We start from the raw sequence: 22290 nt of genomic DNA, 5'->3' as shown, positions 1-22290 counted from the left end.
GTTATCGCGAAAGGCGTCGCCCACAGGGTGGGCTCCTACGAGGATTCTCAGGTTAGGTGGACGGTGCCGTGGGTGACGGCTACTGGCACCGCGCGCAGGCGGTCGCCCTTGCAGGGGCCGGTCTGGCAGTGGCCATCGCCGGCCGTGAAGGTGGCGCCGTGGGCGGCGCAGATGATCAGGCCGTTACGGACCAGGAAGCGGCCCGGGGCGTAGTCCAGCCGGCGGCCCGCATGGGGGCACACGTTGAGAAAGGCACTCACCTCGTCGCCATTCCGGTAGACCAGGAGCGATTCCGGCTCGCCGGCGACCATGGCCTCCACTTCGATGGCATGGCCATCGGGAATCTCATCGAGCTGGCAGAGGGGGGCGGTTTCGGTGGTGGGCGTCATGGCACTTGTCTATGAGGGTCGGATGCCCCAAGGTAAAGAGGCTCAGATGCATGTCATTGTGCCATACGGATTTTTAACCCATGCGCTTCGTCTTCCCGCCCATCCGCCGCTCGCGTAACCCGCTGGTCCGTGCCCTGTCCATCGTGGCAGGCCTGGCTGTGCTCGGTGTGCTGCTGGTCTTCGGCGTGGTCGTGCTCGGCGTTCTGGTCGCCGGCGGCCTGGTGTTCCTCGCCGTGCGCCAGTGGAAGCTCGCTACCGCCCGTGCCCATGGCACCGCCGAGCCCCAGCAGGCCCAGGGCCAGGCCCGTTCCCAGGATCCCAATGTGCTCGAAGGTGAGTTCACGGTGATCCAGCAGGGGCGGCCGGTTCATCACCACTGAGCTGCCTTAGGGGCTGTTGCGCCTCGCGAAAGGCGTCGCCCACAGGGTGGGCTCCTACATGTGTGGGGTGGCGCAAGGTTCGGATGGTTTGGGGTGGGCGGTCGCCTTACGCTGGTCTCCCATGAAGGAGGCCACCATGAACTGTCTCGCCCTCACCATGCCTACCCGCACCGACGATGCCCTGGAACGCGTGCGCCTCGCCCTCGAACAGGACGACGCGCCGGCCGATCTGGCGAGCCTGGCTGCGATCGCGGGCCTCAGTCCCACCCACCTGCAACGCGTCTTCCGACGCCGCTACGGCGTCAGTCCGGCGGAATACGCCCGCGCACGCCGCTTTGGCCAATTGCGCGAAGCGCTGCGCAGCGGCGCGGCGGTCACCGATGCGGTGTACGACGCCGGTTTCGGCTCGGGCAGTCGCGTGTACGAAGAAAGCGACCGCCGCCTGGGCATGACCCCGGCGAGCTATCGCGCCGGTGGCGCAGGTGCCGCCATCCGCTACACCACGACACCCACGCCCCTGGGCCAGATGCTCGTCGCCACCACCGCCCGTGGTATCTGCTCGGTGACGCTGGGCCACGACGATGCCGAACTGGAAGCGCGCCTGGCCGATGAATTCCCGCTCGCCTCCCGTGAGCGCGTCGATGCCGGCCGCGAGGAATGGCTCGATGCCGTCATTGCCCGGGTCGCGCATGAACTGGGCTGGAGTGATCGCGATGCGCCGGCCATGCCGCCGCTGGATGTGGCGGCGACGGCGTTCCAGTGGCGTGTCTGGGAGGCGCTCACCCGCATCCCACGCGGCGAAACCCTGAGCTATGGCGAACTCGCTGCCGCGCTGGGCGTGCCCAAGGCCGCACGGGCCATCGGCCGGGCCTGCGGCAGCAACAAGCTCGCCCTGCTGGTGCCGTGCCATCGGATCATCCGCGAAGACGGCAGCCTGGGCGGCTGGCGTTGGGGCATGGAGATCAAGCGCCAGCTGCTGGCCACCGAGCGCGCCGTGAACGCCGTTCAAGGCTGACCCGCGAAGGATTCGCTACCGGCGCCCGCACAACGGCGATATCGTTGCTCGCTGGCGCCCTCTCCCCGCGGCGCCCCCACCCTGGTCTGCCCTGCCATGTCCGACGCTGCCTGTCCTGCTACCCCCGCCACGAATGGCGCCGATACCCGCTGGCTCGTGCCGCTCTCGCTGTTCGCGCTTTACGTGATCTGGGGCTCCACCTACCTGGGTATCCGCTACGCACTGGTGAGCTATCCGCCGTTCCTGCTGGCGGCCCTGCGCTTCGCGATCGCCGGCGTGCTGCTGTTTAGCTGGCTGCGCCTGCGCGGCGCGGCGTTGCCCACGGCAAGGCAGTGGCGCAACGCCGCTATCGTGGGCACCTTGCTGCTCGCCGGTGGTAACGGGCTGGTCTGCTACGCCGAGCAGTCGGTGAGCTCGGGTATCGCTGCCGTGGCAGTCGCCAGCATGCCGTTGTTCGCGGCGGTGTTCGGTGGCATGTACGGCGAGTGGCCCTCGCGCGCGGAATCGGCGGGCCTGGTGCTGGGTTTCATCGGCGTTATCGTGCTGAATCTCGGCGCGGGCCTTTCCGGTTCGCCGCTGGGCGCGATCGCGCTCATCGTGGCCGCATCATGCTGGGCCTTCGGCTCCGTGTGGTCGAAGCGGCAGGACATGCCGAAGGGCCCGATGAATACCGCCGCACAGATGCTTTGCGCCAGCGTCTCCCTGGGCATCCTTGCGCTGCTTCACGGCGAGCGCCTGCCGGCCCACCCCCAGGCATCCTCCACCGCCGCGCTGCTCTATCTCGTGGTGTTCGGCTCACTGATCGCCTTCAGCGCCTACCTGTACGTACTGAAGACCGTGCGCCCGGCACTCGCCACGAGCTATGCCTACGTCAACCCACCCGTCGCCGTACTGTTTGGTGTGGCGCTGGCGGGTGAACATGTCGGCCCGTTCGATCTCGCCGGGATGGCGATCATCCTGGTCGGCGTGGGCATCATCACGATGATGCGCACGCGCAAGGCGTAGCCCCGCGATGTGACCTGTGTCGCAATAACGGGGTTGGCGACGTTTTTTCAGAATCGTCTTATGTTCGTAGCCAGTGACCGCACCTAGGCTTTCCTGCTGACCCCGCAGGAGAGCCCATGGACGGCCTGACGCATACCCTTCGTTCGCAATGCTGGCGCCGCTGTGGCGCCCGCCTGGCCACGCTGCTCTGCCTCGGCATCGCAGCGCTGGCTTCGTGCCAGCCATTCCGCGACGACGACGCGGTGTTCTACGCGCCGCTGACCGATTTCGCAGACTACGACGCGTGCGTCGACCGCGGCGGAAGCTGGTTGACGCAAGCGCATCGCTGCAAGGAACCGCCCGCGGGCGATGCCGGCGTTCCGGCACCGCCCTGATCAGCCATCAGAGCTCGCGCAACGCCGTGGTGACCGGCACCCGCGCTGCCCGCAGCGCGGGGAACAGGCCGCCGATGAAACCGATCGCGAGCGCCCACTTCAGCCCGGTCCAGAGCAAGGCGGGCCCCACCTGGAACTGGAACACCACCTGGCTGAAATTGGCCCCGAGCGTCGACGCGGTGTAGTTGTGGAAGATGAGCCACACGACGCCCGCGCCGATCACCCCGCCGAGTAGCGCGAGCAACATGGTTTCCAGCATCACCGAGACGACCACGGGCACGCCGCGGAAACCGATCGCCCGAAGCGTCGCGATCTCACGTGCCCGCGCCTGGATCGCCGCGAACATGGTGTTCAACGCGCCAAACACGGCACCGATCGCCATGATGATGCCTACCGTGATGCCGACGATGCGCAGCGTCTTGGTGAGCGCCTCCGACTGCTTGCTGAAGTAGGCCTGCGTGGTGCTCACGTCGACCTTCAGGCGCGGATCGGCGGCCAGGCTAGCCTTGAACGTGTCGAAAGCCTGTGGCGAATCCAGCAGCACCGTGACCGACTGGACGGTGCTTCCGCGCCGATAGGCCGATGCGACGCTCTGCGTATCACCCCACAGTTCGGAGTCGAGCGCATCGTGCGAATCGAACACACCGACGATCGTCCAGGTCTGTCCCGCCAGGCGCAACGATTTGCCGACATCCAGGCCTTCGAACTGCCCCTTCGCGCCCTTGCCGACGATGAGTTCACGCAGGCCCGGCTTGAACGCGCGGCCTTCGATGATCTTCACGTTCTCGCGCAGGGCCCACACATCGTCGCTCACACCGCGGATGGGCACGTTGGAATCGCTGTTCGGATCGCCCTTGCGCGGCAGGTTCGCCACCACCACGAGTTCACCCGAGGCAATGGGACGGCCCTGCGGCCCCTTCTTCACGCCGGGCGCCTGCACCACCACGTTCGCGCTATCGCGATCGAGCACCGAGTTGAGTTCAGCCTGCGAGCCGCCGCGCAACACGATCGCCGTGTGGTCATTGCCCGAAGCACGCAGTGTCTCGGCAAAGCCCTCGCTCATGGCCAGCATGGCCACCAGCACGCCCACGACGCCGGCGATGCCCACGACGACGACGGACGATGAACCGATGCGCTGTGAGACGGTGGACAAGCCGACACGCGTCACCTGCCAGGTCTGCCGGCCGCGCCGCGTCGCCACCATCCACACGGCCAGGACCACCGCCAGCAGCACGACACCCTGCCACGGGATGGCCGTCCACGCGACGAGGAACGCCACGACGATCACGAGCAGCAGTACACCACCGAGGAACTTCTTGAAGGTCTTCATGGCCGTTCCTCAGCGCCCGGCAAGGGCATCGACAATATTGAGGCGCATCGCACGCAAGGCGGGCAATGCACCGACGATCGCACCGATCACCAGCATCAGCACGGCACCAAGCAGCCAGGTCTGCGTACCCACGGGCGGAAGGTTGAGCATGCCGCCGCTCCCCTTGGCCACGATCGGCACGATCACACCGGCAAGGCCCAGTCCGAGCACGCCGCCGATGACCAGGAGCAGCACGCTCTCCGCGAGCACCATGTAGAGCACGCTGTGGCTGGAGAATCCGATCGTCTTCAGCACCGCAAGCTCGTTGGTCCTTTCGCGAACCGCCTGCGCCATGGTGTTGCCGGTAAGAAGGATCAGCGTGAAGAACACGGCACCCATGATGGCGGTGACGATCAGGCCGATATCGCCGATCTGCTTGGCGAACGAGGCGTTGAACGCCTGTTCGGTCTGCGTTTTGGTCTCATGGTCGGAGTTGGCGGAGAGCGCATCGATCGCCTTGGCCACGCGGTCCGCATCGTTGGCCGAGTTCAGCCTCACGTTGTACCAACCCACCGTCGTACCAATGCTGCGGAACGCGTTGGCGTCCTCGAAATACTTGTGGTGGAAAAAAAACTGCTGATCGGTACCGTTGGCAGCGCCCGGCGCAGCAGTGTAGATGCCCACGATATCGAAGGGCCACGTCTTGTCACCATTGCGCTGCGGAAAGATGGTGGACTGCAGCGGGATCTTGTCGCCGATTTTCCAGCCAAAACGCTTGGCCAGGGCTTCACCGACGATCGCGCCGGTACGGGTGTTCTCGTATGCCTTGCGTTGCTCCGGTGCGAGCTGGATCTCGTGGTAGATATCGAAGTAGTTATCGCTGACAGCGAAGCTCAGCACGAAGTTCTTCGGGTCCTGGTAGATGCCGCCAAACCAGTTCGACTCTCCCACGTCCTTCACGCCCGGGATCGCCTTCATCTGCTCGCCAAGGCTGACGGGTAGCGACTGGATGATGGAATACCGCGATGTGGTAATCAGGCGATCGACGCCAATCACGCTATCGCCCGAATCGAATGCCGAGCGCGTGGCATCCAGCATGCCGAACAGCAGGAATGCCGCCAGGATCGATATCAGCGTGAAGAACGTACGCGCTTTGCGCCGGAACAGCGCCGCCCATATGAGATGAAAGTATTTCATCGCGCCGCTCCGTTACGCCGTGGCCTGCTCGACAAGGCTGCCCTTGTCGAGATGCAGGGTGTGGTTGGCGTAGTCGGCCGCCTTCGGGTCATGGGTCACCATCACGATGGTCTTGCCATGTTCGCGGTTCAGCTCGCGCAGCAAGCCCAGGATGTCTTCCGCGGACTGGCGATCGAGGTCACCCGTGGGTTCGTCGCACACCAGCAAGGTGGGGTCTGAGACGATGGCCCGCGCAATGGCGACGCGCTGCTGCTGGCCGCCCGAGAGTTCCGACGGCTTGTGCGTGGCACGGTCGGCCAGGCCGACCAGTTGCAAGGCGATCGCGGCGTTCTGCGCACGCTGCTTGCCCGATAGCTTGGTGAGCAGCAGGGGCAGCTCCACGTTCCGCTGCGCGGTGAGCATCGGCATGAGGTTGTAGAACTGGAACACAAAGCCCACGTGTGCGGCACGCCAGCGAGCCAGTGCCCCGGCACCCAGCGTATCGATACGCTCGCCGGCCACGCTGATGCTGCCGCCCGTCGGCGTATCGAGGCCGCCGATCAGGTTGAGCAGGGTCGTCTTGCCGGAGCCCGAGGGCCCCATCAGGGCAAGGAAGTCGCCTTCTTCGATTTTCAGATCCACGCCGTGCAGCACTTCGACCTTCTGCCGGCCGCGCTCATACACCTTGGACAGATCCTGGATGTCGATCAGGGTAGCCATGCTGTTGCTCTCCTTGGGCCGGTCAGGGCGTGGATGGGTTGATATGGACGGGGGTGCCATCGACGACGGTGTCGGCGGGCGCGGTAATCACGGTGTCACCGGCATTGATGCCTGCGGTGACGAGGCGCATGTCGTTGTTCACGGGCGGTGCGAGCGTGACGCTATGGCGGCGCGCTTTTTCGTCGGCAACCACGAAGGCGACGTCATGGCCATCGCGCTGCACGATGGCGCTCGACGGCACCATGACGCCCTTCGGCGCGTCCGCGTGCGCCTCACCGCGCCGCTCCAGGAAGGACACGCGAACGCCCATGTCCGGCACGATGCGCGCATCTTTCTGCTCAAGCGCCACGCGCACCTTCACCGTGGCCTTGCCGCGATCGGCTGCCGGGACGATGGCGATCACGTGTGCGGGAATGCGCCAGTCAGGATAGGCATCGAGCACGGCTTCCGCGGCCATCGCGGGCTGCACGCGGCCGATGTAGGCCTCGTTGACGTCCACGTCGATCTCGAGCGAATCCATGTCGACGATCGTGCCCACGCCCGTGCGGGTGAAACCACCGCCAGCGGAGAGCGGCGAAACAATCTCGCCCACCTGCGCGGCCTTGTCCGTGATCACACCATCGAAGGGCGCGCGGACCACGGTGTAATCGAGATTGACCTGCGCGACACCCACCTGCGCATCCGCGGACTGCGCCTGGCGACGTGCCGTATTGAGCTGGGCCCGGTACGTGTTCGCCTGGGTGCGGGTCTGCTCGGCAATCTGCTTCGATACCAGCCCACGCCCCACCAGTGCTTCCTGGCGGGTGGCGTCACGCAGCGCCTGGTCGAGCTGGGCTTCGTTCTGCGCCACCGTAGCGTGGGCCGCCTGTGCGCTCGCCTGCGCCGAAGCCAGTCCGGCGCGCAGCGCATTGTCATCGAGCCGCGCGAGTACCTGGCCCTTGGCCACCCGGTCGCCCTCCTCGATCAGCACCTCGGTCAATGCACCGGTGATCTGGGCCGAGACGGTGGCCTCGCGGCGCGCGGTGACATACCCGGTGGCCTGGAGCACGGCCCCGGCCGTGGCCGCGGTGCTGGGCGCCACGGCCGTTGCCACCTGCACATCGACCGGGCGGCGGGCGAAGAACCCCCATGCCCCGACGCCGACGGCCAACAGCAGGACAATGACGCCACCGATGGTAGCGATCCGCCCCCACGGCGGTCCGCCGCCTGGGGCCTCCTTATGTGCCTTGTCGATCTTCAGCTGCCGGAGCAGTTCCGTGTTCGAATTCATGTCCCCTCGCATCCCCTGGGCGGTCTACGTGCAGCATCATGCGAACCTGGCGGACCGTGCGCCATTTGGACCCATCAGTCATCTGCCGTGACAGGTGTCACCTGCTAGGCTTGGGCCCATGAATACCGTCATCCCCCAGCCGGCACAGCCGAGCCTCCCCGTCACCGGCCAGTCCGGTCGTTTCCCCATCCGCCGCATCTTCTGCATCGGCCGCAATTACGCGGACCATGCGAAGGAGATGGGCGCCAGCGTCGACAAGGCGAACCCCATGTTCTTCACCAAGCCGGCCGATGCCGTGGTGACGGACGGCGCGGACGTGCCCTACCCGACCGCCACCAGCGACCTGCACCACGAAGTGGAGATGGTCGTGGCGCTGGGCGCCGGTGGTGCCAACCTTACGCCGGATGCCGCCAGCAAGCTCGTCTGGGGCTATGCCGTAGGCCTGGACCTCACCCGTCGCGACCTGCAGGCGCAGGCCAAGGCCAAGGGCGCGCCCTGGGATGTCGCCAAGGCCTTCGATCATTCCGCCCCCGTCTCCGCGCTGGTGCCGGCCAGCGAAGCCCACCCCACCGCGGCGACGCAGATCACGCTGGAAGTGAACGGTCAGGTACGCCAGCACGCCACCCTGGGCGATATGGTGCTGGACGTGGGCGAGATCCTCGCGGCACTCTCCACCCTGTTCGAGCTGAAAGCAGGCGACCTCATCTTCACCGGCACGCCGGCGGGTGTATCAGCCTTGCAACGCGGTGATACGTTCCGCGCCACGCTGGAAGGCATCGTGGCCTTTGAAGGCCGCATTTCGTGAATTCGCGCGATCCTTACATCGGGATCGTTAGCTTGGTTGATTCGACACGACGCAACGAGGAGTGCATTCGATGGGCATGATTGCGGAATTCAAGAAGTTCGCCCTGCGCGGCAACGTGATCGACCTGGCCGTAGGTGTGGTGATCGGCGCCGCCTTCGGCAAGATCGTGACGTCGCTCGTGGACAACATCATCATGCCGCCCATCGGCATGCTGATCGGCGGTATCGATTTCTCGGACTGGAAGTGGGTGCTTAAGCCCGCCGATGCCGTGGCGAAGAAGGCGGAAGTCGCGATCCAGTACGGCGTGTTCATCAACGTGCTGATCCAGTTCCTCATCGTCGCCATCGCGATCTTCCTGGTCGTCAAGGCGATCAATAAGCTCACCCGCCACGAAGACGCCCCGGCCGCCACGCCGCCGGACGTAGTTGTCCTGCAGGAAATCCGCGACCTGCTGAAGCAGCAGCGGAACCCGTAAAAAAAAGGGCCGCTGGTCGGGAAGAGCCAGCGGCCGATCTGGGGAGATTTGGCGCCCGGGAGGTGAGCCTCACGGCTCGGGCGCCTTATTGTTGGTATGCGGTTAAAGCAGGTGCTTAGAAGTCGTACGTGATACCGAAGCGGGCGTAACGCGGCGTGCTGTAGTACGTGACGCGGCCGTAGTTGGTGTTCGGCGACGCCGTGGTGCCGTAGCGCACGTAGTCCGCCGTAGCCTTCGACTCGTTCAATACGTTGTAGACCATCACATTGAACGCAAGTTTCTGGTTGGCCCACATCGGGCGATATTCCGCCGAGAGCGAGATGATGTGCTGCCACGGCTGGCGGCCGGCCGAACCCGGGGGCGAAGGCTCGCCAGCGCAGTAGTGGTAGTAGCTGCCGTAGCCGACCGGGTTGGTTTCATCCGCACCGTAGTAGCCCAGGCAGGTCTTCGGGGTACCCGACATGATCAGGATGTTGCCCGAGAGCATCCACTCCGGGGCGACCTGCCAGGAGCCGTAGGCCTTCAGCTGGTGCTTGCGGTCGTTCGAGAGCAGGCCGTTGGAGTACTCCATCAGCTTGCCGAAGTCCCAGTCCACCGTCGCCGAGACGTCGGTCTGGCCGATATCCGAACGCACCTGGCCCTCGGTGTTGCCGTAGCTCTTCGAGTACAGGTAATCGATCTTGCCGGTCCACGTGCCATCGAACGGATGCTCGAGGTAGGTTTCGAGCGCGTAGTAGCTGCGCTTGGCCTGCGGCATACCGAACTCGGCGGCCGACACCGTGACGCTATCGTAGCCACCGTTCGCATCCGGGATGCGGTACGTGTTGCTGCGGCCCGGGTTGGACAGGTAGCAACCATTCATCGACGACGTGTCGATGTTGTAGCCGAGGGACGCAGCCTTGTCGGCGATCGTGGTGGTGTCGCAGATATCGTCCAGGATGTTACGCAGCTTGCGCACCTGGCCCTTCATGCCCCACACCCAGTCGCTGTTGATCTGCTGATCGAAGCCGAGCTGGTACTCGTCCTGGTATTCGGACTTGATGTTGCTCGATGCCACGGTCTTCGCATCCGGCGCGACGCCGTACTCGTTGTTGGCCGAGACCGCGCCACCGGTGGACGACGCGAGCTGGGTCAGGCCGGTCGGGTAGCCGTTCGAGTCAATACCGGTATAGGTGTAGTACTCGTTGGTATACGTCGAGCCCGCCGCGGCACGCAGTGCCACCGACGCCGGCATGGCGAGGTAGTAGCGGCCTGCGTTCGCATAGACCTTCAGCGACGAATCGCCGTGCACGTCCCACGCGGCGCCCAGGCGCGGTGCCCACTGCGGCTTGGTCAGGCGCAGGAAGGCTTCGCCGTTCGGGTTGTAGTTGGTGAACTGGTCGTTGCGGATACCGACCTTCACCAGCCAGCGATCGTCCACCTGCCAGCTATCTTCCAGGTACTCGGCGCGCTGCTTCACGCGAACCGACGCGGACGTGCTGTAGATGTACTTGTTGACGTAGTAACCGGTCTCACCACCCGCACCCGTTTCCGGCGCAGCCACGTAGGGGCTGTCATTGATAGGGTTGGATGCGGTGCCATAGCCGTACTGCCAGGCGGTCGCGGTCTCGCCATCATCCTTGTCGTGCGAATCGAGGTTATCGATACCGCCGGTGATGGTGTGGTCGCCGACCTTCCAGGAAAGATCGATACGCAGGTTACGCGTCGTGGCCTGGTGATCCGGGTTGGAGATCGTCAGCGCGGACTGCGCGTTGTTGATCGACGAACCGCCGGTGATCGCCGGGTTCTGCAGTTCCGGGTTCAGGATGTACGTCAGCGACGGGTCGTAGCCCGGGGTCTCGCTGTAATACGTCATCTTCTGCTTACCGTACATGGCGGTCAGCGTGATGTCGTCGGTGATGTAGCTGGTGTACTTCGCGATCGCGACGGTGGCGTTGTTCTTCGTCGACGTATCCTGGCTGTTCAGCGAACCCGTCTGGCCAGTCGAGTAATCGTAGTTGTAGAAGTTACCCTTGTACTGGGTCTTGCTGCTGGCACCCGTGAGCTCAAGGATATTGTTGTCGTTGATGTTCCAGTCGATCTTCGCGTACCACTTCGGATTGTGGTACTCGTACTGATTGTTGTACGAGGTCGTCACATCCGTCACGGAGTTCGAATGCTGCTTCTGCTGCTCGACCGCAGCGAAGAAGAACAGCTTGTCCTTGATCAGCGGGCCGCCGACGTACGCGCTTTCGGTCTCCGACCAGCTGTTGTTCTGCGAGTAGCGACGGTAGATTTCACCCGCGTTGGTGCCGCTCACATAGTACGAGTTGGGGCTGGTGCCACGCGCGAAGGCCGGCTCCCACAGCACCTGCGCACCGAAGTGCCATTCGTTCGTGCCGCGCTTACCGCTCTGGCTGATCACACCACCATCCGAACGGCCGTACGCTGCGCCGTAACCGCCACTCAGGATTTCCTGCTGATCGATGGCGCCATACGGAAGGGTGATGCCGCCAAAGCCGCTGAGCGGATCGGTCGTGTTGAAACCGTTGAGGTAGTACGCGTTCTCGGTCACCGACGAACCGCCGATCGAGACCAGCGAGTTGCTGTTCGTCGTACCGGTGAAGCCGCTGTAGCCCGGGACCACACCCGGAGCGAGGAGCGCGATGGCCTCGGCGCTGCGCGCCAGCGGCAGCTTGGCGAGCTGGGCCGAGGTAATCACGGTACGCGAATCGACGCTCGACACGTCAACCGGCGGCAGGGCATTCGCCGAAACCGTAACCGAACCCAGGCTGGTCGCCGCAGCGGACGACGCGGCGGCGGCGAAGGACACTTCCGTACCGGAACCGACGCGAAGGTTCACGTCGTTGCGCGAGTCGACTGCCTTGCCGCCCTGCATCAGGCTGACCGTGTACGAACCGAGCGGCAGCGAACCGATGGTGTAGCGGCCGTCGGCGCCGACGGTGACTTCGCGGCTGATGCCGCTGGCGCTGCGCGCCACGACGGTCTCGCCCTCGGCAACCGGCGCCTGGCCGAAGATGCTACCGGTGGTGGACTGGGCCAGCGCGGCGCCGGCACCCAGGGCCAGGGCGAGCGCAAGACTGATCCGGCTAAGCCGGACCTTGGGTGAAGGATGCTTTGACACGACGGGACACTCCCCAAAGATGAAAAGAAGGCCATCCTTCCGACGCAACGCCTGGCGTTGCGCCATCCCCACTGCGTCGGTAGATGGCTCGCGCGCCCCCTTGGCATGGAGGGGCGGCGCACTAGCAATGTAGTGTTAAATCGCTGTAGCCACGTGGCGCGAAACTCCGCCATCGCTCGGCGATTCCTTGGACGGATGGACGTCCATACGCGATGCCTGGCGCCAGGACCGCGGCGACAGACCATAGGTCTCGCGGAAGCTGCGACCGAAGTGGGTCATGTCGCCAAAACCCCACGCCTGGGCGATGTGGGCGATGCTGCGATAGCGCAGCGTCGGGTCGGCAAGCTCGCGGCGGCAACGCGCGAGGCGCTCGGAACGCACCCAGCGCATGAGCGTCATATCTTCATCGGCGAACAGCTCGAACAGGTAGCTCGTGGAGAGGCCCACGCCCTTACCGATCATTTCGGCGCACAGCGCCGAATCCGCAAGGTGCTCGCGCACATAACGGCGGACCTGCTCCTTGTGGTGCTGGCGAAGCTGCGATGGTGGCGGCGCGACGTCGCCGACCATCGCGGTGGCGGCGGCCAGCATGTGCGGCATGGCTTCCACCAGACGGTCGGCAACGGCTTCGGTCATCTCTTCCGCCCGATCGAACAGATCGCGGAACAGGCTGCGCAGGAAGGCAGCGGCGGCGACATGCCCGTTCAGCGGCATGGCGGTGACCTGTTCCAGACGTGGTACCGCATCGCGCAGCACGGCCAGCGGCAGGTACGCCGCCTGGATCAGGGAGCGCCCCGTTTCCACGCGGAACGGGCGGGACAGATCGACGAGCCCGAAATTGCCGGGCGTAATCGAGCCCCGGCGGCCATGCTGCTCGATACGGCTCTCGCCCTCCAGCTGGAGGACGAGCAAGGCGGCGTGGCGGTGTTCGCGCGGCAGGTGGTCACTACTGAACACGTGCGGCGTGTGGCTTAGCGTGGCGAAGCGCAGGCGGTTGCCTGCATAGCCATCCAGCAGCATCGTCTGGCCGGGTTGGCGGGCCGATCCCTGGCCGAATTCGTCCCAGAAGCGCTGCGCCGCAAGCAGGTGCTCACGGGGAGCGGCGATGGGGTGCGCAGCGCGCAGGGCGGTCGGCGAATACGGCATCTTCGGGATCCTCAGGGGCCGGCGAACGGAGTGAAATCGTCGTCATCGTCATCCCCGGGCGGGATGTCGCGTGGCGGCGGGGGCGGTGGCATGTGCCGGGGTTTCGGGAAGCCCTTCGAGGCCATGCAATCGGCCATCATGTCGGGCGGCACCGGGTCATCAGGTTCCCCGCCGTATTCCACCCAACAGTCATCCATGGCCGCCTCGAATGCCGGATCGTGCGGCGGGGGGCGCGGAGGGTCACGATCCTGGGCATAAGCGGCGGCCGCGGCCGTCATGGCGAACGCGAAGAGCGTGGTGGACCAGCGGGGAAAAACGTACATCGGGCAGGAACCTGCGTAGCGACGAATAGCAGGCAGGCTACTGGCCGCACGTCACCCGGCGTTGTCGTCGTGTGTCTGGTTTGTGTCAACCGATGTCATTCCAGACACGCGCGCAGGCGCGGTTTCTGCTATCAAACACCCATGGCCATGGAACCAAACGCCCTCATTCTTGTCGTCGACGACGATCCCGAACTCCGCAACCTCATCGCCAGCTTCCTCGGTGGGCACGGTTATCGGCTTCAGGTCGCGGAGAACGCCACGCAAATGGATCTTGCGATCGCTCGCGAGCGTCCCGACCTCGTCGTGCTCGATGTGATGATGCCGGGTGAGGACGGCCTTTCGGCCGCGCGCCGGCTGGCAGCCGAGAAAGGCCCGCCGGTCATCATCCTGAGCGCGCTGGGCGGTGACACCGACCGCATCATCGGCCTGGAGGTGGGTGCGGACGATTACCTGGCCAAGCCATGCAACCCACGCGAGCTCCTGGCGCGCGTGCGTGCCGTGCTGCGTCGTAGCAGCTCAAGCGAACCGGCCGAACCCGGTGATGCCCGGCCCTATCTGTTCGCGGGATGGCGGTTCGATGTGACGCGGCGCGATCTACGTGACCCAACCGGTATCTTCATCAACCTTTCCGATGGCGAGTTCGCGCTACTGCGTGCCTTCGTGGACCATCCGCAACGCATCCTTACCCGTGACCAGTTGCTCGACCTGGTGCACGGTGGGCGTACGGAGGTGTATGACAGGGCGATCGATACGCAGATCAGCCGCCTGCGGCGCAAGCTCAATGATCGTGCGTCGATGGAGATGATCCGCACCGTGCGCAACGAAGGTTACATGCTGGTCCCCAAGGTAGGCCGCCCATGATCCGCCCACCACGCCTGTCGATCTTCGCGCGCAGTTTCCTGATGATGGTGTGCGCGCTGCTGATCGCCGAGGCGATCGGCTTTCTCGTGTTCACCCTGCGTCCGCCCCGCCCTGCGCCATCGGCGGGCTTCTTCGATATCGTGAACGCACTGCGGCCCGATCCCCAGCCAGGCCCGATGGGCCGCCCGTTCTTTGGTGGTGGCCACGCTCCCGACGACGGCGGCCGCCCAGGCGACATGGGTGGTCCCGGCGGTCCTGGCGGTCCCGGCGGCTTCGGCTTCCCCCACGGGACCGACCTGGATGTGACGGTGCAGAAAACCGCGCCGACGGCCCCTGACGGTACCGACGCAAGTGCCTCCGCGCACCTCGCCGATCGCCTGGCCGGGGCACTCAACGTGCCGCGCGATCACCTGCGCGTCTTCATCTCGCAGGATGGCCTCGGCCCCATGAACGCCTTCATGCGCGCCGTGGCAGGGCCGGGCTCGGTCGTCGGCCTGGAACTGGACGACGGCTCTTGGCGGGTGATGAGCGTACCCCTGGCGCCGTTTGGCGACACCGTGACCGCTCGCCTCATGTGGATGCTTGGCCTCGGCGTACTGATCATGCTGCCGCTCGCGGGGCTTTTCGCTCGCGCATTGTCCTCGCCGATCCGCCGGTTCGCTGAAGCCGCACACCGGCTCGGCGGCGACACCGGCGCGCCGCCCGTTCCCTCCGAGGGTCCCACGGAGATGCGCCAGGCCGTGGACGCCTTCAATGCCATGCAGGCGCGCATGAACCGCATGGTGCAGGAACGCACGCACATGATCGCCGCCATCGCGCACGACTTGCGGACGCCGCTCACGCGGCTGTCGTTCCGCCTTGATGGCCTGCCCGATCCGCTGGGCGACAAGGTCGATGCCGATATCCGCGAAATGAAGACCATGATCTCGGCGGCGCTGGATTTCATCCGCGACCGCTCGTCGGGGCCGAACCGGCAGCCTCTCGATTTCCGGCTGCTCGTGGAAAGCGTCGCCGATGACCTCGTGGATATCGGCCACGATGTCTCGGTGCAGGCCGGCCAGGCGGTTACGGTGGACGGCGACCCCGTCGCCCTGCGCCGGGCCGTGGAAAACCTCGTGGATAACGGCCTGAAGTATGGCGACCGGGTGCGCATGCGCCTGCGCTTCCAGGGCGAGAACTGCGTGCTGGAGATCGATGACGATGGCCCGGGCATCCCCGAGGCCATGCAGCGGCAGGTCTTCGAGCCGTTCTTCCGCCTGGAGGCCTCGCGCAACCGCGATACCGGCGGCATCGGCCTGGGCCTCGCCAGCGTGCGTGCCATCGTCTCCGAACACCAGGGCTCGGTGGATATCCGCAACCGCCGCGAAGGCGGCCTGCGCGCCTCGGTGATCCTCCCCGCGCGCCGGCATGCATGACTTCTTACCTAGGGACCGGCGCTGGGTGCCCGGTCCATAGTCGAGGTTTCCGTCCCCAGGGGTTCCACATGCGTCCTGCTCTCCGTCTCCACGCGCTTGCCGCGTGCATCGCGTTTGCCTGCTCCGCCCACGCCGCCGACAAGGCCACCACGATTCCGGCGAAGGCCGTGGCCGCCGCGACCACCCTGCGCGACAAAGCCATGGCCGACAACACCGGCTACGAGTTCGTCTCTGGCCTGACCACGGAAGTAGGCCCGCGCCTGGCTGGCAGCCCGGCGGATAAGCGCGGCGTCGACTGGACCGTGGCGAAGTTCAAGACCATGGGCTTCGACAAGGTGTACACCGAGAAGGTGAGCTACCCGCTGTGGGAGCGCCACAGCGAGCACGCCGCCATCGTGGCGCCGTTCCCGCAGCCGCTCTACGTCACGGCATTGGGTTACTCGGCCGGCACGCCTGCGGGCGGCCTCACGGCCGAGGTGGTGGGTTTCGATACGCTCGACGCGCTGAAGGCGGCTGATCCGGCCAGCGTGAAGGGCAAGATCGTCTACGTCAGCACGCACATGACCCAGCAGAAGGATGGCCACGACTACGGCATGGGTTCGGCGACGCGCACGCGCGGCGCGGTGCTGGCAGCGCAGATGGGTGCCGCGGCCTACCTGCTCCGCTCGGCCGGTACCGATCCGCATAGCCGTACGCCGCACACGGGCGTCACGGGCTTCACCAAGCCCGAGGAAGCGATCCCGGCGGCCGCCCTCTCGCTGCCCGATGCCGACCAGCTCGAGCGCGTGCTGAAGGAAGGCAAGCCGGTCACGCTGAAGCTCGATCTCGATGTCGGTTTCAAGGGCACGTACGAAGGCACCAATGTCATCGCCGAAGTCACCGGCCGCAAGAAGCCCGATGAAGTCGTCGCCATCGGCGGCCACCTCGATTCGTGGGACCTGGGCACCGGTGCGATCGATGACGGCGCAGGCGTCGCCATCGCCGCCGCGGCCGCGAAGCTGATCAAGGACATGCCGCAGCGCCCGGACCGCACCATCCGCGTGATCGCTTTCGCCAATGAAGAGATGGGCCTTTGGGGCGGCCGCGCGTATGCCGAAGCCCATGCAAAGGAGGTCTCGAAGTTCCAGCTCGGTACCGAGTCGGACTTCGGTGCGGGCAAGATCTGGCGCATGTCGGCCTCGGTGAAGCCGGAAGCGCGTGGCGCGATCGAGCAGATCGCCAAGGTCATCGAGCCGATCGGCGTGGCGTACGACGCCACCAAGCCGGGCGGTGGCGGATCCGACCTCTCGCAGATGCACGCGAAGGGCATGGCCGCGCTGTCGCTTACCCAGGACGGCACCGACTACTTCGACTACCACCACAATGCCAACGATACGCTCGACAAGATCGATCCGAAGGCGATCGCACAGAACGTGGCGGTGTATGCCACCTTCGCGTACATGGCGGCGCAGGCTGATGGCAACTTCGGCTCTGCGCCGGATGCCTTCAAGAACGACGGCGCGCACGACTGATGCTACGCCTGTAGGAGCCCACCCTGTGGGCGACATCTTTCGCCTCACCGCATACACCTTGCGAGCGACGTCGCGAACGGCGTCGCCCACAGGGTGGGCTCCTACGGGATCAGTGGCCTGGGGCGGGCTCGGCTTCGATCTGCTTCGGTGCGACGCGATCCTGCAGGCGGTTCATGTAGAGGTAGATCACGGGCGTGAGGTAGAGCGTCAGGATCTGCGAGACCACGAGGCCACCCACTACCGCGAGGCCTAGCGGGCGCCGGGTTTCCGCGCCGGCGCCGATGCCCAGGGCGATGGGCAACGTACCTGCGAACGCGGCCATCGTCGTCATCATGATGGGGCGGAAACGCACGCGGCACGCTTCGTAGATCGCATCGAACGGGGTCATGTCGCCGTCGCGCTGACGCTCCAGGGCGAAGTCGATCATCATGATCGCGTTCTTCTTCACGATACCCACCAGCATCACGATGCCCACGAAGGCGAACAAATCGAGCGATGCGTGGAAGATCACCAGCGTGAGCAACGCGCCCACGGCCGCGGCAGGCAGGCCGGAAAGAATCGTCAGCGGATGGATGAAGCTCTCGTACAGGATGCCTAGCACCAGGTAGATCACGAACACGGCCAGCAGCAACAGCAGACCCATGCCCTTGATCGAATCCTGGAACGCCTGCGCCGTACCCTGCACGCTACCGCTCAGCGTCGCCGGCAGCTTCAGTTCCGTCGTGGCGCGATCGATGCTCATCACCGCATCGCTGAGCGACACGCCCGGCGCGAGATTGAACGACACCGTCACCGCTGGCAGCTGGCCCTGGTGGTTCACCGTCAGCACCTGGGGCTTGCGCTCGAAGCGGGCCACGGTATCCAGCGGAATCAACTTGCCGGAATCCGACGTGACATAGAGCTTGGAGAGCACGGCGGGATCGTCTTGAAGGCCACGATCTACCTGCAGGATCACCCAGTACTGCGTGGCCGAACCGTAGATCGTCGAGATCTGGTTCTCACCAAAGGCCGTGCCGAGCGCGGTTTGCACCTGGTCCATGGTGAGACCCATCGGCGCCAGCTTGTCGCGGTTCACTTCAACGACCAGCGACGGGCTGTTCAGATCGAGATCGGTGGTGACATCCTGGAAACCAGGCAGCTTCTGGAAGGCATCGACGAGCTTGCCCGACCACGCGTACAGCAGCTGCAGGTCCGTGGACTGCACGGTGTACTGGTACTGCGCCTTCGACTGACGACCGCCCACCTGGATGGCAGGTGGGTTCTGGATGTAAGTGCGGATGCCCGGTACCTGGGCGAACTTGTGCCGAAGCTCCTGGATGATCTCATCCGGTGTCGTGTGCCCGCGCTCCGCAGGGTCGCGCAGCGTCAGCAGGATCGAGCCCGAATTGATCGTGGCGCGCGCGCCACCGGCGCCCACGCTCGACATGTACCCGCCGATGTTCGGATCCTTGCCGGCGATCTCGGCAAGCGCCTGCTGGCGAGCCGACATCGCGGCAAACGAAATATCCGTGGGGCCTTCCGTCGTCACGCGGAGCTGGCCGCTATCACCCGCAGGGATGAAATCCTTTGGCGTCACGGCGAACAACACACCCGTGGCAGCGAGACTCAGCGCAAACACACCGAGCACCACGCGAGGATGGCGCATGCACCAGGCCAGCGTACTCGTATAGCCCGAGGTCAACGCACTGAAGCCCACGTCGAACCACACGACGATACGGCTGCGCTTGTCATGGGCGTGCGCCTTGACGAAGCGGCTGCACAGCATGGGCGTCAGGGTGATCGAAACGAAGCCCGAGATCAGGATCGAAACGCTGATGACCACCGCGAATTCGTGGAACAGGCGTCCAACGATACCGCCCATGAACATGACGGGGATGAACACCGCCACGAGCGAGAGTGTCATGGAGAAGATCGTGAAGCCGATCTCATTGGCGCCCTTCACGGCCGCATCGAAGGGTTTCTCACCCATTTCGATATGCCGCATGATGTTCTCGAGCATGACGATGGCATCGTCGACGACGAAGCCGACGGCCAGCGTGAGCGCCAGCAACGAGAGGTTATCGAGGCTGTAGCCCAGCGCAAACATGGCGCCAAACGTGCCCAACACCGAAATGGGCAGGGCCACGGCAGGGATCAGCGTGGCCGACGCGTTGCCGAGGAAGAGGTAGATCACCAGCACCACGAGGATGCCCGCCAGCACCAGGGTGAACTGCACGTCGTGCACGGACTCGCGGATGGACACCGAGCGGTCGTACATCACGTTGAGCTTGACCGATGGCGGCAGCGTGGCCTCGAAGCCGGGAACCAGCGCAAGGATGCGATCCACGGTTTCGACGGTGTTCGCACCCGGCTGGCGCTGGATGGCGAGCGTGATGGCGCGTTTACCGTTGAACCAGCTGGCCTTCTGGTCATCCTGCACGCTATCGCGCGGCGTGGCGATATCGGAAAGCCTGACCGGTGCGCCATTGCGATACGCGAGCACTACCTGGTTGTAGTCAGCGGCGCGCATCAACTGGCCGTCGGATCGGATCGACAACAGCTGGCGGCTACCGTTGAGCGCGCCCGTGGCCTTGTTGACGTTGGCCGCCGCGATCGCGCTGGCCATCTGGTCCACGCCGATACCCGTGGCGGCGAGGCGGTCCGGGTTCACCGCAATACGCACGGCGTACTTCTGCGAACCGTAGACGTTCACCTGCGCCACGCCTTCCACCATGGAGAGGCGCTGGGCCAGCTCGGTCTCGGCGTAATCATCCACCGTGTAGAGCGGCAGCGTCGACGATTGCATCGTCAGGAACAGGATCGGTGCATCGGCCGGGTTTACCTTGCGGTACGTCGGCGGCGTGGGCATATCCTGCGGTAGCTGGCGCTGCGCAGCGGAGATCGCCGCCTGCACGTCCTGCGCCGCGCCATCGATGCTGCGATCAAGCGCGAAGCTGACGGTGATCGTCGTCGAGCCGAGCGAGCTCGACGAGGTGAGCGAGTCGATGCCGGCGATCGTCGACAACTGCGCCTCGAGCGGCGTCGCCACCGACGACGCCATGGTTTCCGGCGACGCACCGGGCAGGCTCGCACTGATGTTGATCGTCGGGAAATCGACGTTGGGCAGCTCGTTGACCGGGAGCTTGGGATAGGCCGCGATACCGAAGATCACCAATGCTGCCATCAGCAGCGTGGTCATCACCGGGCGGCGGATACACAGTTCAGGCAGGTTCACGCCGCGCCCCTCCTCAACCCTTGTCGATGCGCACGCGTGCGCCGTCCACCAGGAGCATCTGGCCTTCGGTCACGACGCGCTCGCCTTCCGCAAGACCCTTGTCGATCACCACGCGCGCTGCCGTGCTGGCGCCGGTAGTCACCGTACGCTGCTCCACCGTCTGGTCGGGCTTCACCACGAAGACGAAGGTGCCCGACGTGGAACTCTGCAGCGCGATCACGGGAATGCTCACGGCATCGGCCAGGCGCGTGGTCGGCAACGTGACCTGGGCGAACTGCCCCGGGGTGAGGCGTCCATCGGCGTTGGCGAAACGCCCCTTGAGCACGATGGTTCCCGTGGTCGCATCGACCGCGTTGTCGACGAACTCCAGCTCGCCCTTCATGGGTTCACCGTTGTCACCCGGAATCTTCGCTTCCACCGGCAACGCACCGCGGCGCTGGCTCGCGCGTACGGCAGAGAGGCTGTCTTCGGGGATCGCGAATGCGACACGGATGGGATCCACCTCGTTCAACACCACGATGTCCGTGGTGTCAGCAGTGAGCGTTGCACCCGGGTAGGCGAGCGGTGCGCCGGTCACGCCGTCGAACGGCGCGCTGATCGTCGTGAAATCGAGCTGCACCTGCGCAGCACGTGCCGCGGCGCGGTCGCTTTCCAGCGCGGCGCGCGCCACACCGAGATTGGCCTTGTACAGATCGAAATCCGCGCGGCTGACGAAGCCCTTGCCGAGCATGTTCTGGTAGCGCGCGAGATCAGCCTCGGCCTTCGTGAGCTGCGCCTGGTCGCTGGCGACCTTGCCCTGCGCTTCGTCCAGCGCGGCCTTCAGGGGCCGCGGATCGACCTGCGCGAGCAGTGCACCCTTCTTCACGTGCGCGCCCGGCGTGAACGCGAGCGTTTCCAGCTGGCCATTGACGCGCGAACGGATGTTCACCGTGGAATACGCTTCGGCACGGCCGATGATCTTGAGCGAAAGATCGATCTCGCCACGCGTCGCGACGGCGGTGTTGACCGGCGTGCCCGCAGGGCTAGCGCCCTTGGTGGGCTGCTTCTGCGCATCCTTACCGTCGGCGGCGTGGCGCCATACACCTGCGCCAATGGCCGCGACCGCGACCAGGCCGGCGATGAGGAGGAGTTTCTTCCCTGGGGATCGTTGCATGTAAGGCTCCGGCCGAAACCGTCAGGTCCGGTCGCCGCGCCAGTGCGTGCGCGGACATAGGTTTAGTCGAGACATCCATGTAGCAAACGCAGTGCCCGCTATCGCGTTGACACGCGTTCAGCCTTCGTCGGACGGCTCGTCGAGTGCCTGCAGGTTGCCCTTGATGAGCTCGAGGACCGCCAGGGTCTTTTCCAGATCGGCCGCAGAGATGCCCTGGGTGGAATCACGGCGCAGGCCACGGGAAATCTCTTCCATGTCGTCGATGACGCCACGCGCCTGCTCGGTATCGTGCAGGCGCCACGCACGGCGGTCCTTCGGATCGGGCCGGCGCTCCACGAAGCCGGCCGCCTGGAGACGGTCGATGACGCGCCCCACGGCGATGGGTTCCATGTCCAGTTGCTCCGCCAGCTCGTTCTGGCGCATGCCCGGGCGGCGGTGCAGCCACTTGAGGGCGCGCCACTGGGCCCGGGTGAGCCCGAATTTCACCGCCCGACGGTCAAAGTGCTTCCGGAAAAGCAGCGTGACGTCGTTGAGGAGGTACCCGAACGAGATATCTTCGACTTTGAGCTGGTCGGCCATGAGGTTAGGAACGATTCGGCTGGCAATGCGATGGAGATGCATCGTA

General features: G+C 65.4%; 20 protein-coding genes. 9 read left to right on the top strand and 11 right to left on the bottom strand.

Annotated features, from left to right (window positions below):
- Positions 1–47 precede the first annotated feature (47 nt).
- Positions 48–389, bottom strand: coding sequence for a Rieske (2Fe-2S) protein (locus tag L2Y96_RS03325; protein WP_247332162.1), 342 nt, complete (start codon positions 387–389; stop codon positions 48–50).
- Between the two features lie 80 nt (positions 390–469).
- Here L2Y96_RS03325 and L2Y96_RS03320 point away from each other — a divergent pair, with 80 nt between their 5' ends.
- The 4 genes from L2Y96_RS03320 (at position 470) to L2Y96_RS03305 (ending at position 3163) form a co-directional block, all read left to right on the top strand.
- Entirely contained in the window at positions 470–769 is a 300-nt protein-coding gene (locus L2Y96_RS03320) for a hypothetical protein (RefSeq protein ID WP_247332160.1), read from the top strand.
- Positions 770–905: 136 nt separating this feature from the next.
- Positions 906–1784 carry a methylated-DNA--[protein]-cysteine S-methyltransferase gene (locus L2Y96_RS03315; protein ID WP_247332149.1) on the top strand — a complete coding sequence of 293 codons (879 nt, stop codon included), beginning with the start codon at positions 906–908 and terminating at the stop codon, positions 1782–1784.
- Positions 1785–1880: 96 nt separating this feature from the next.
- Positions 1881–2789, top strand: coding sequence for a drug/metabolite exporter YedA (gene yedA / locus L2Y96_RS03310; RefSeq protein ID WP_247332147.1), 909 nt, complete (start codon positions 1881–1883; stop codon positions 2787–2789).
- Positions 2790–2905: 116 nt separating this feature from the next.
- Entirely contained in the window at positions 2906–3163 is a 258-nt protein-coding gene (locus tag L2Y96_RS03305) for a hypothetical protein (RefSeq protein ID WP_247332145.1), read from the top strand.
- Between the two features lie 7 nt (positions 3164–3170).
- Here L2Y96_RS03305 and L2Y96_RS03300 read toward each other — a convergent pair whose 3' ends face one another.
- The 4 genes from L2Y96_RS03300 to L2Y96_RS03285 are packed head-to-tail and all read right to left on the bottom strand — an operon-like array spanning position 3171 to position 7638.
- Positions 3171–4493, bottom strand: coding sequence for an ABC transporter permease (locus L2Y96_RS03300; RefSeq protein ID WP_247332144.1), 1323 nt, complete (start codon positions 4491–4493; stop codon positions 3171–3173).
- A gap of 9 nt (positions 4494–4502) precedes the next feature.
- Positions 4503–5669 (bottom strand): ABC transporter permease, encoded by a 1167-nt coding sequence (locus tag L2Y96_RS03295; RefSeq protein WP_247332142.1) that lies wholly within the window; start codon positions 5667–5669, stop codon positions 4503–4505.
- Positions 5670–5681: 12 nt separating this feature from the next.
- Positions 5682–6368 (bottom strand): ABC transporter ATP-binding protein, encoded by a 687-nt coding sequence (locus L2Y96_RS03290; protein ID WP_247332140.1) that lies wholly within the window; start codon positions 6366–6368, stop codon positions 5682–5684.
- Between the two features lie 22 nt (positions 6369–6390).
- Positions 6391–7638, bottom strand: a complete 1248-nt coding sequence (locus tag L2Y96_RS03285) for an efflux RND transporter periplasmic adaptor subunit (RefSeq protein WP_247332138.1) — start codon at positions 7636–7638, stop codon at positions 6391–6393.
- 118 nt (positions 7639–7756) lie between these two features.
- Between L2Y96_RS03285 and L2Y96_RS03280 the strand changes: the two genes are divergently transcribed.
- On the top strand, positions 7757–8443 hold the full coding sequence (locus L2Y96_RS03280; RefSeq protein ID WP_247332136.1) for a fumarylacetoacetate hydrolase family protein: 687 nt from the start codon (positions 7757–7759) through the stop codon (positions 8441–8443).
- 70 nt (positions 8444–8513) lie between these two features.
- Positions 8514–8918 (top strand): large-conductance mechanosensitive channel protein MscL, encoded by a 405-nt coding sequence (gene mscL, locus L2Y96_RS03275; protein ID WP_247332128.1) that lies wholly within the window; start codon positions 8514–8516, stop codon positions 8916–8918.
- 115 nt (positions 8919–9033) lie between these two features.
- Here the strand turns inward: mscL and L2Y96_RS03270 are convergent, their stop codons facing one another.
- From L2Y96_RS03270 to L2Y96_RS03260, 3 genes are all read right to left on the bottom strand, one after another.
- Positions 9034–12042 (bottom strand): TonB-dependent receptor, encoded by a 3009-nt coding sequence (locus L2Y96_RS03270; protein WP_247332126.1) that lies wholly within the window; start codon positions 12040–12042, stop codon positions 9034–9036.
- Between the two features lie 135 nt (positions 12043–12177).
- Positions 12178–13188: a helix-turn-helix domain-containing protein gene (locus L2Y96_RS03265; RefSeq protein WP_247332116.1), complete on the bottom strand. Its 1011-nt coding sequence runs from the start codon at positions 13186–13188 to the stop codon at positions 12178–12180.
- Between the two features lie 11 nt (positions 13189–13199).
- Positions 13200–13511 (bottom strand): hypothetical protein, encoded by a 312-nt coding sequence (locus tag L2Y96_RS03260; RefSeq protein ID WP_247332114.1) that lies wholly within the window; start codon positions 13509–13511, stop codon positions 13200–13202.
- A gap of 147 nt (positions 13512–13658) precedes the next feature.
- On the opposite strand from L2Y96_RS03260, the gene L2Y96_RS03255 reads away from it, so the two are divergent.
- The 3 genes from L2Y96_RS03255 (at position 13659) to L2Y96_RS03245 (ending at position 17298) form a co-directional block, all read left to right on the top strand.
- Positions 13659–14372: a response regulator gene (locus tag L2Y96_RS03255; RefSeq protein ID WP_425492612.1), complete on the top strand. Its 714-nt coding sequence runs from the start codon at positions 13659–13661 to the stop codon at positions 14370–14372.
- Positions 14369–15787 (top strand): ATP-binding protein, encoded by a 1419-nt coding sequence (locus L2Y96_RS03250; RefSeq protein ID WP_247332110.1) that lies wholly within the window; start codon positions 14369–14371, stop codon positions 15785–15787. The genes L2Y96_RS03255 and L2Y96_RS03250 overlap by 4 nt, the downstream gene beginning before the upstream one ends.
- A 68-nt stretch (positions 15788–15855) precedes the next feature.
- Positions 15856–17298 carry a M20/M25/M40 family metallo-hydrolase gene (locus L2Y96_RS03245; protein WP_247332108.1) on the top strand — a complete coding sequence of 481 codons (1443 nt, stop codon included), beginning with the start codon at positions 15856–15858 and terminating at the stop codon, positions 17296–17298.
- Between the two features lie 109 nt (positions 17299–17407).
- On the opposite strand, the gene L2Y96_RS03240 is transcribed toward L2Y96_RS03245, so the two are convergent.
- The 3 genes from L2Y96_RS03240 to L2Y96_RS03230 all read right to left on the bottom strand — a co-directional run bounded on the left by L2Y96_RS03240 (position 17408) and on the right by L2Y96_RS03230 (position 22286).
- A complete protein-coding gene (locus L2Y96_RS03240) occupies positions 17408–20512 on the bottom strand; it encodes an efflux RND transporter permease subunit (protein ID WP_247332106.1) in 3105 nt (1034 codons plus the stop codon).
- Between the two features lie 13 nt (positions 20513–20525).
- Complete coding sequence (locus L2Y96_RS03235) at positions 20526–21665, bottom strand: efflux RND transporter periplasmic adaptor subunit (RefSeq protein WP_247332096.1); 1140 nt, start codon at positions 21663–21665, stop codon at positions 20526–20528.
- A 117-nt stretch (positions 21666–21782) separates the two neighbouring features.
- Positions 21783–22286 carry a MarR family winged helix-turn-helix transcriptional regulator gene (locus L2Y96_RS03230; protein WP_425492526.1) on the bottom strand — a complete coding sequence of 168 codons (504 nt, stop codon included), beginning with the start codon at positions 22284–22286 and terminating at the stop codon, positions 21783–21785.
- Positions 22287–22290: the final 4 nt, after the last annotated feature.

It is taken from the genome of Luteibacter aegosomaticola, from assembly GCF_023078475.1.
Lineage (GTDB): Bacteria > Pseudomonadota > Gammaproteobacteria > Xanthomonadales > Rhodanobacteraceae > Luteibacter > Luteibacter aegosomaticola.
The sequence above is the reverse complement of the archived record's forward strand: the minus strand, read 5'-3'. Positions and strand labels throughout refer to the sequence as shown.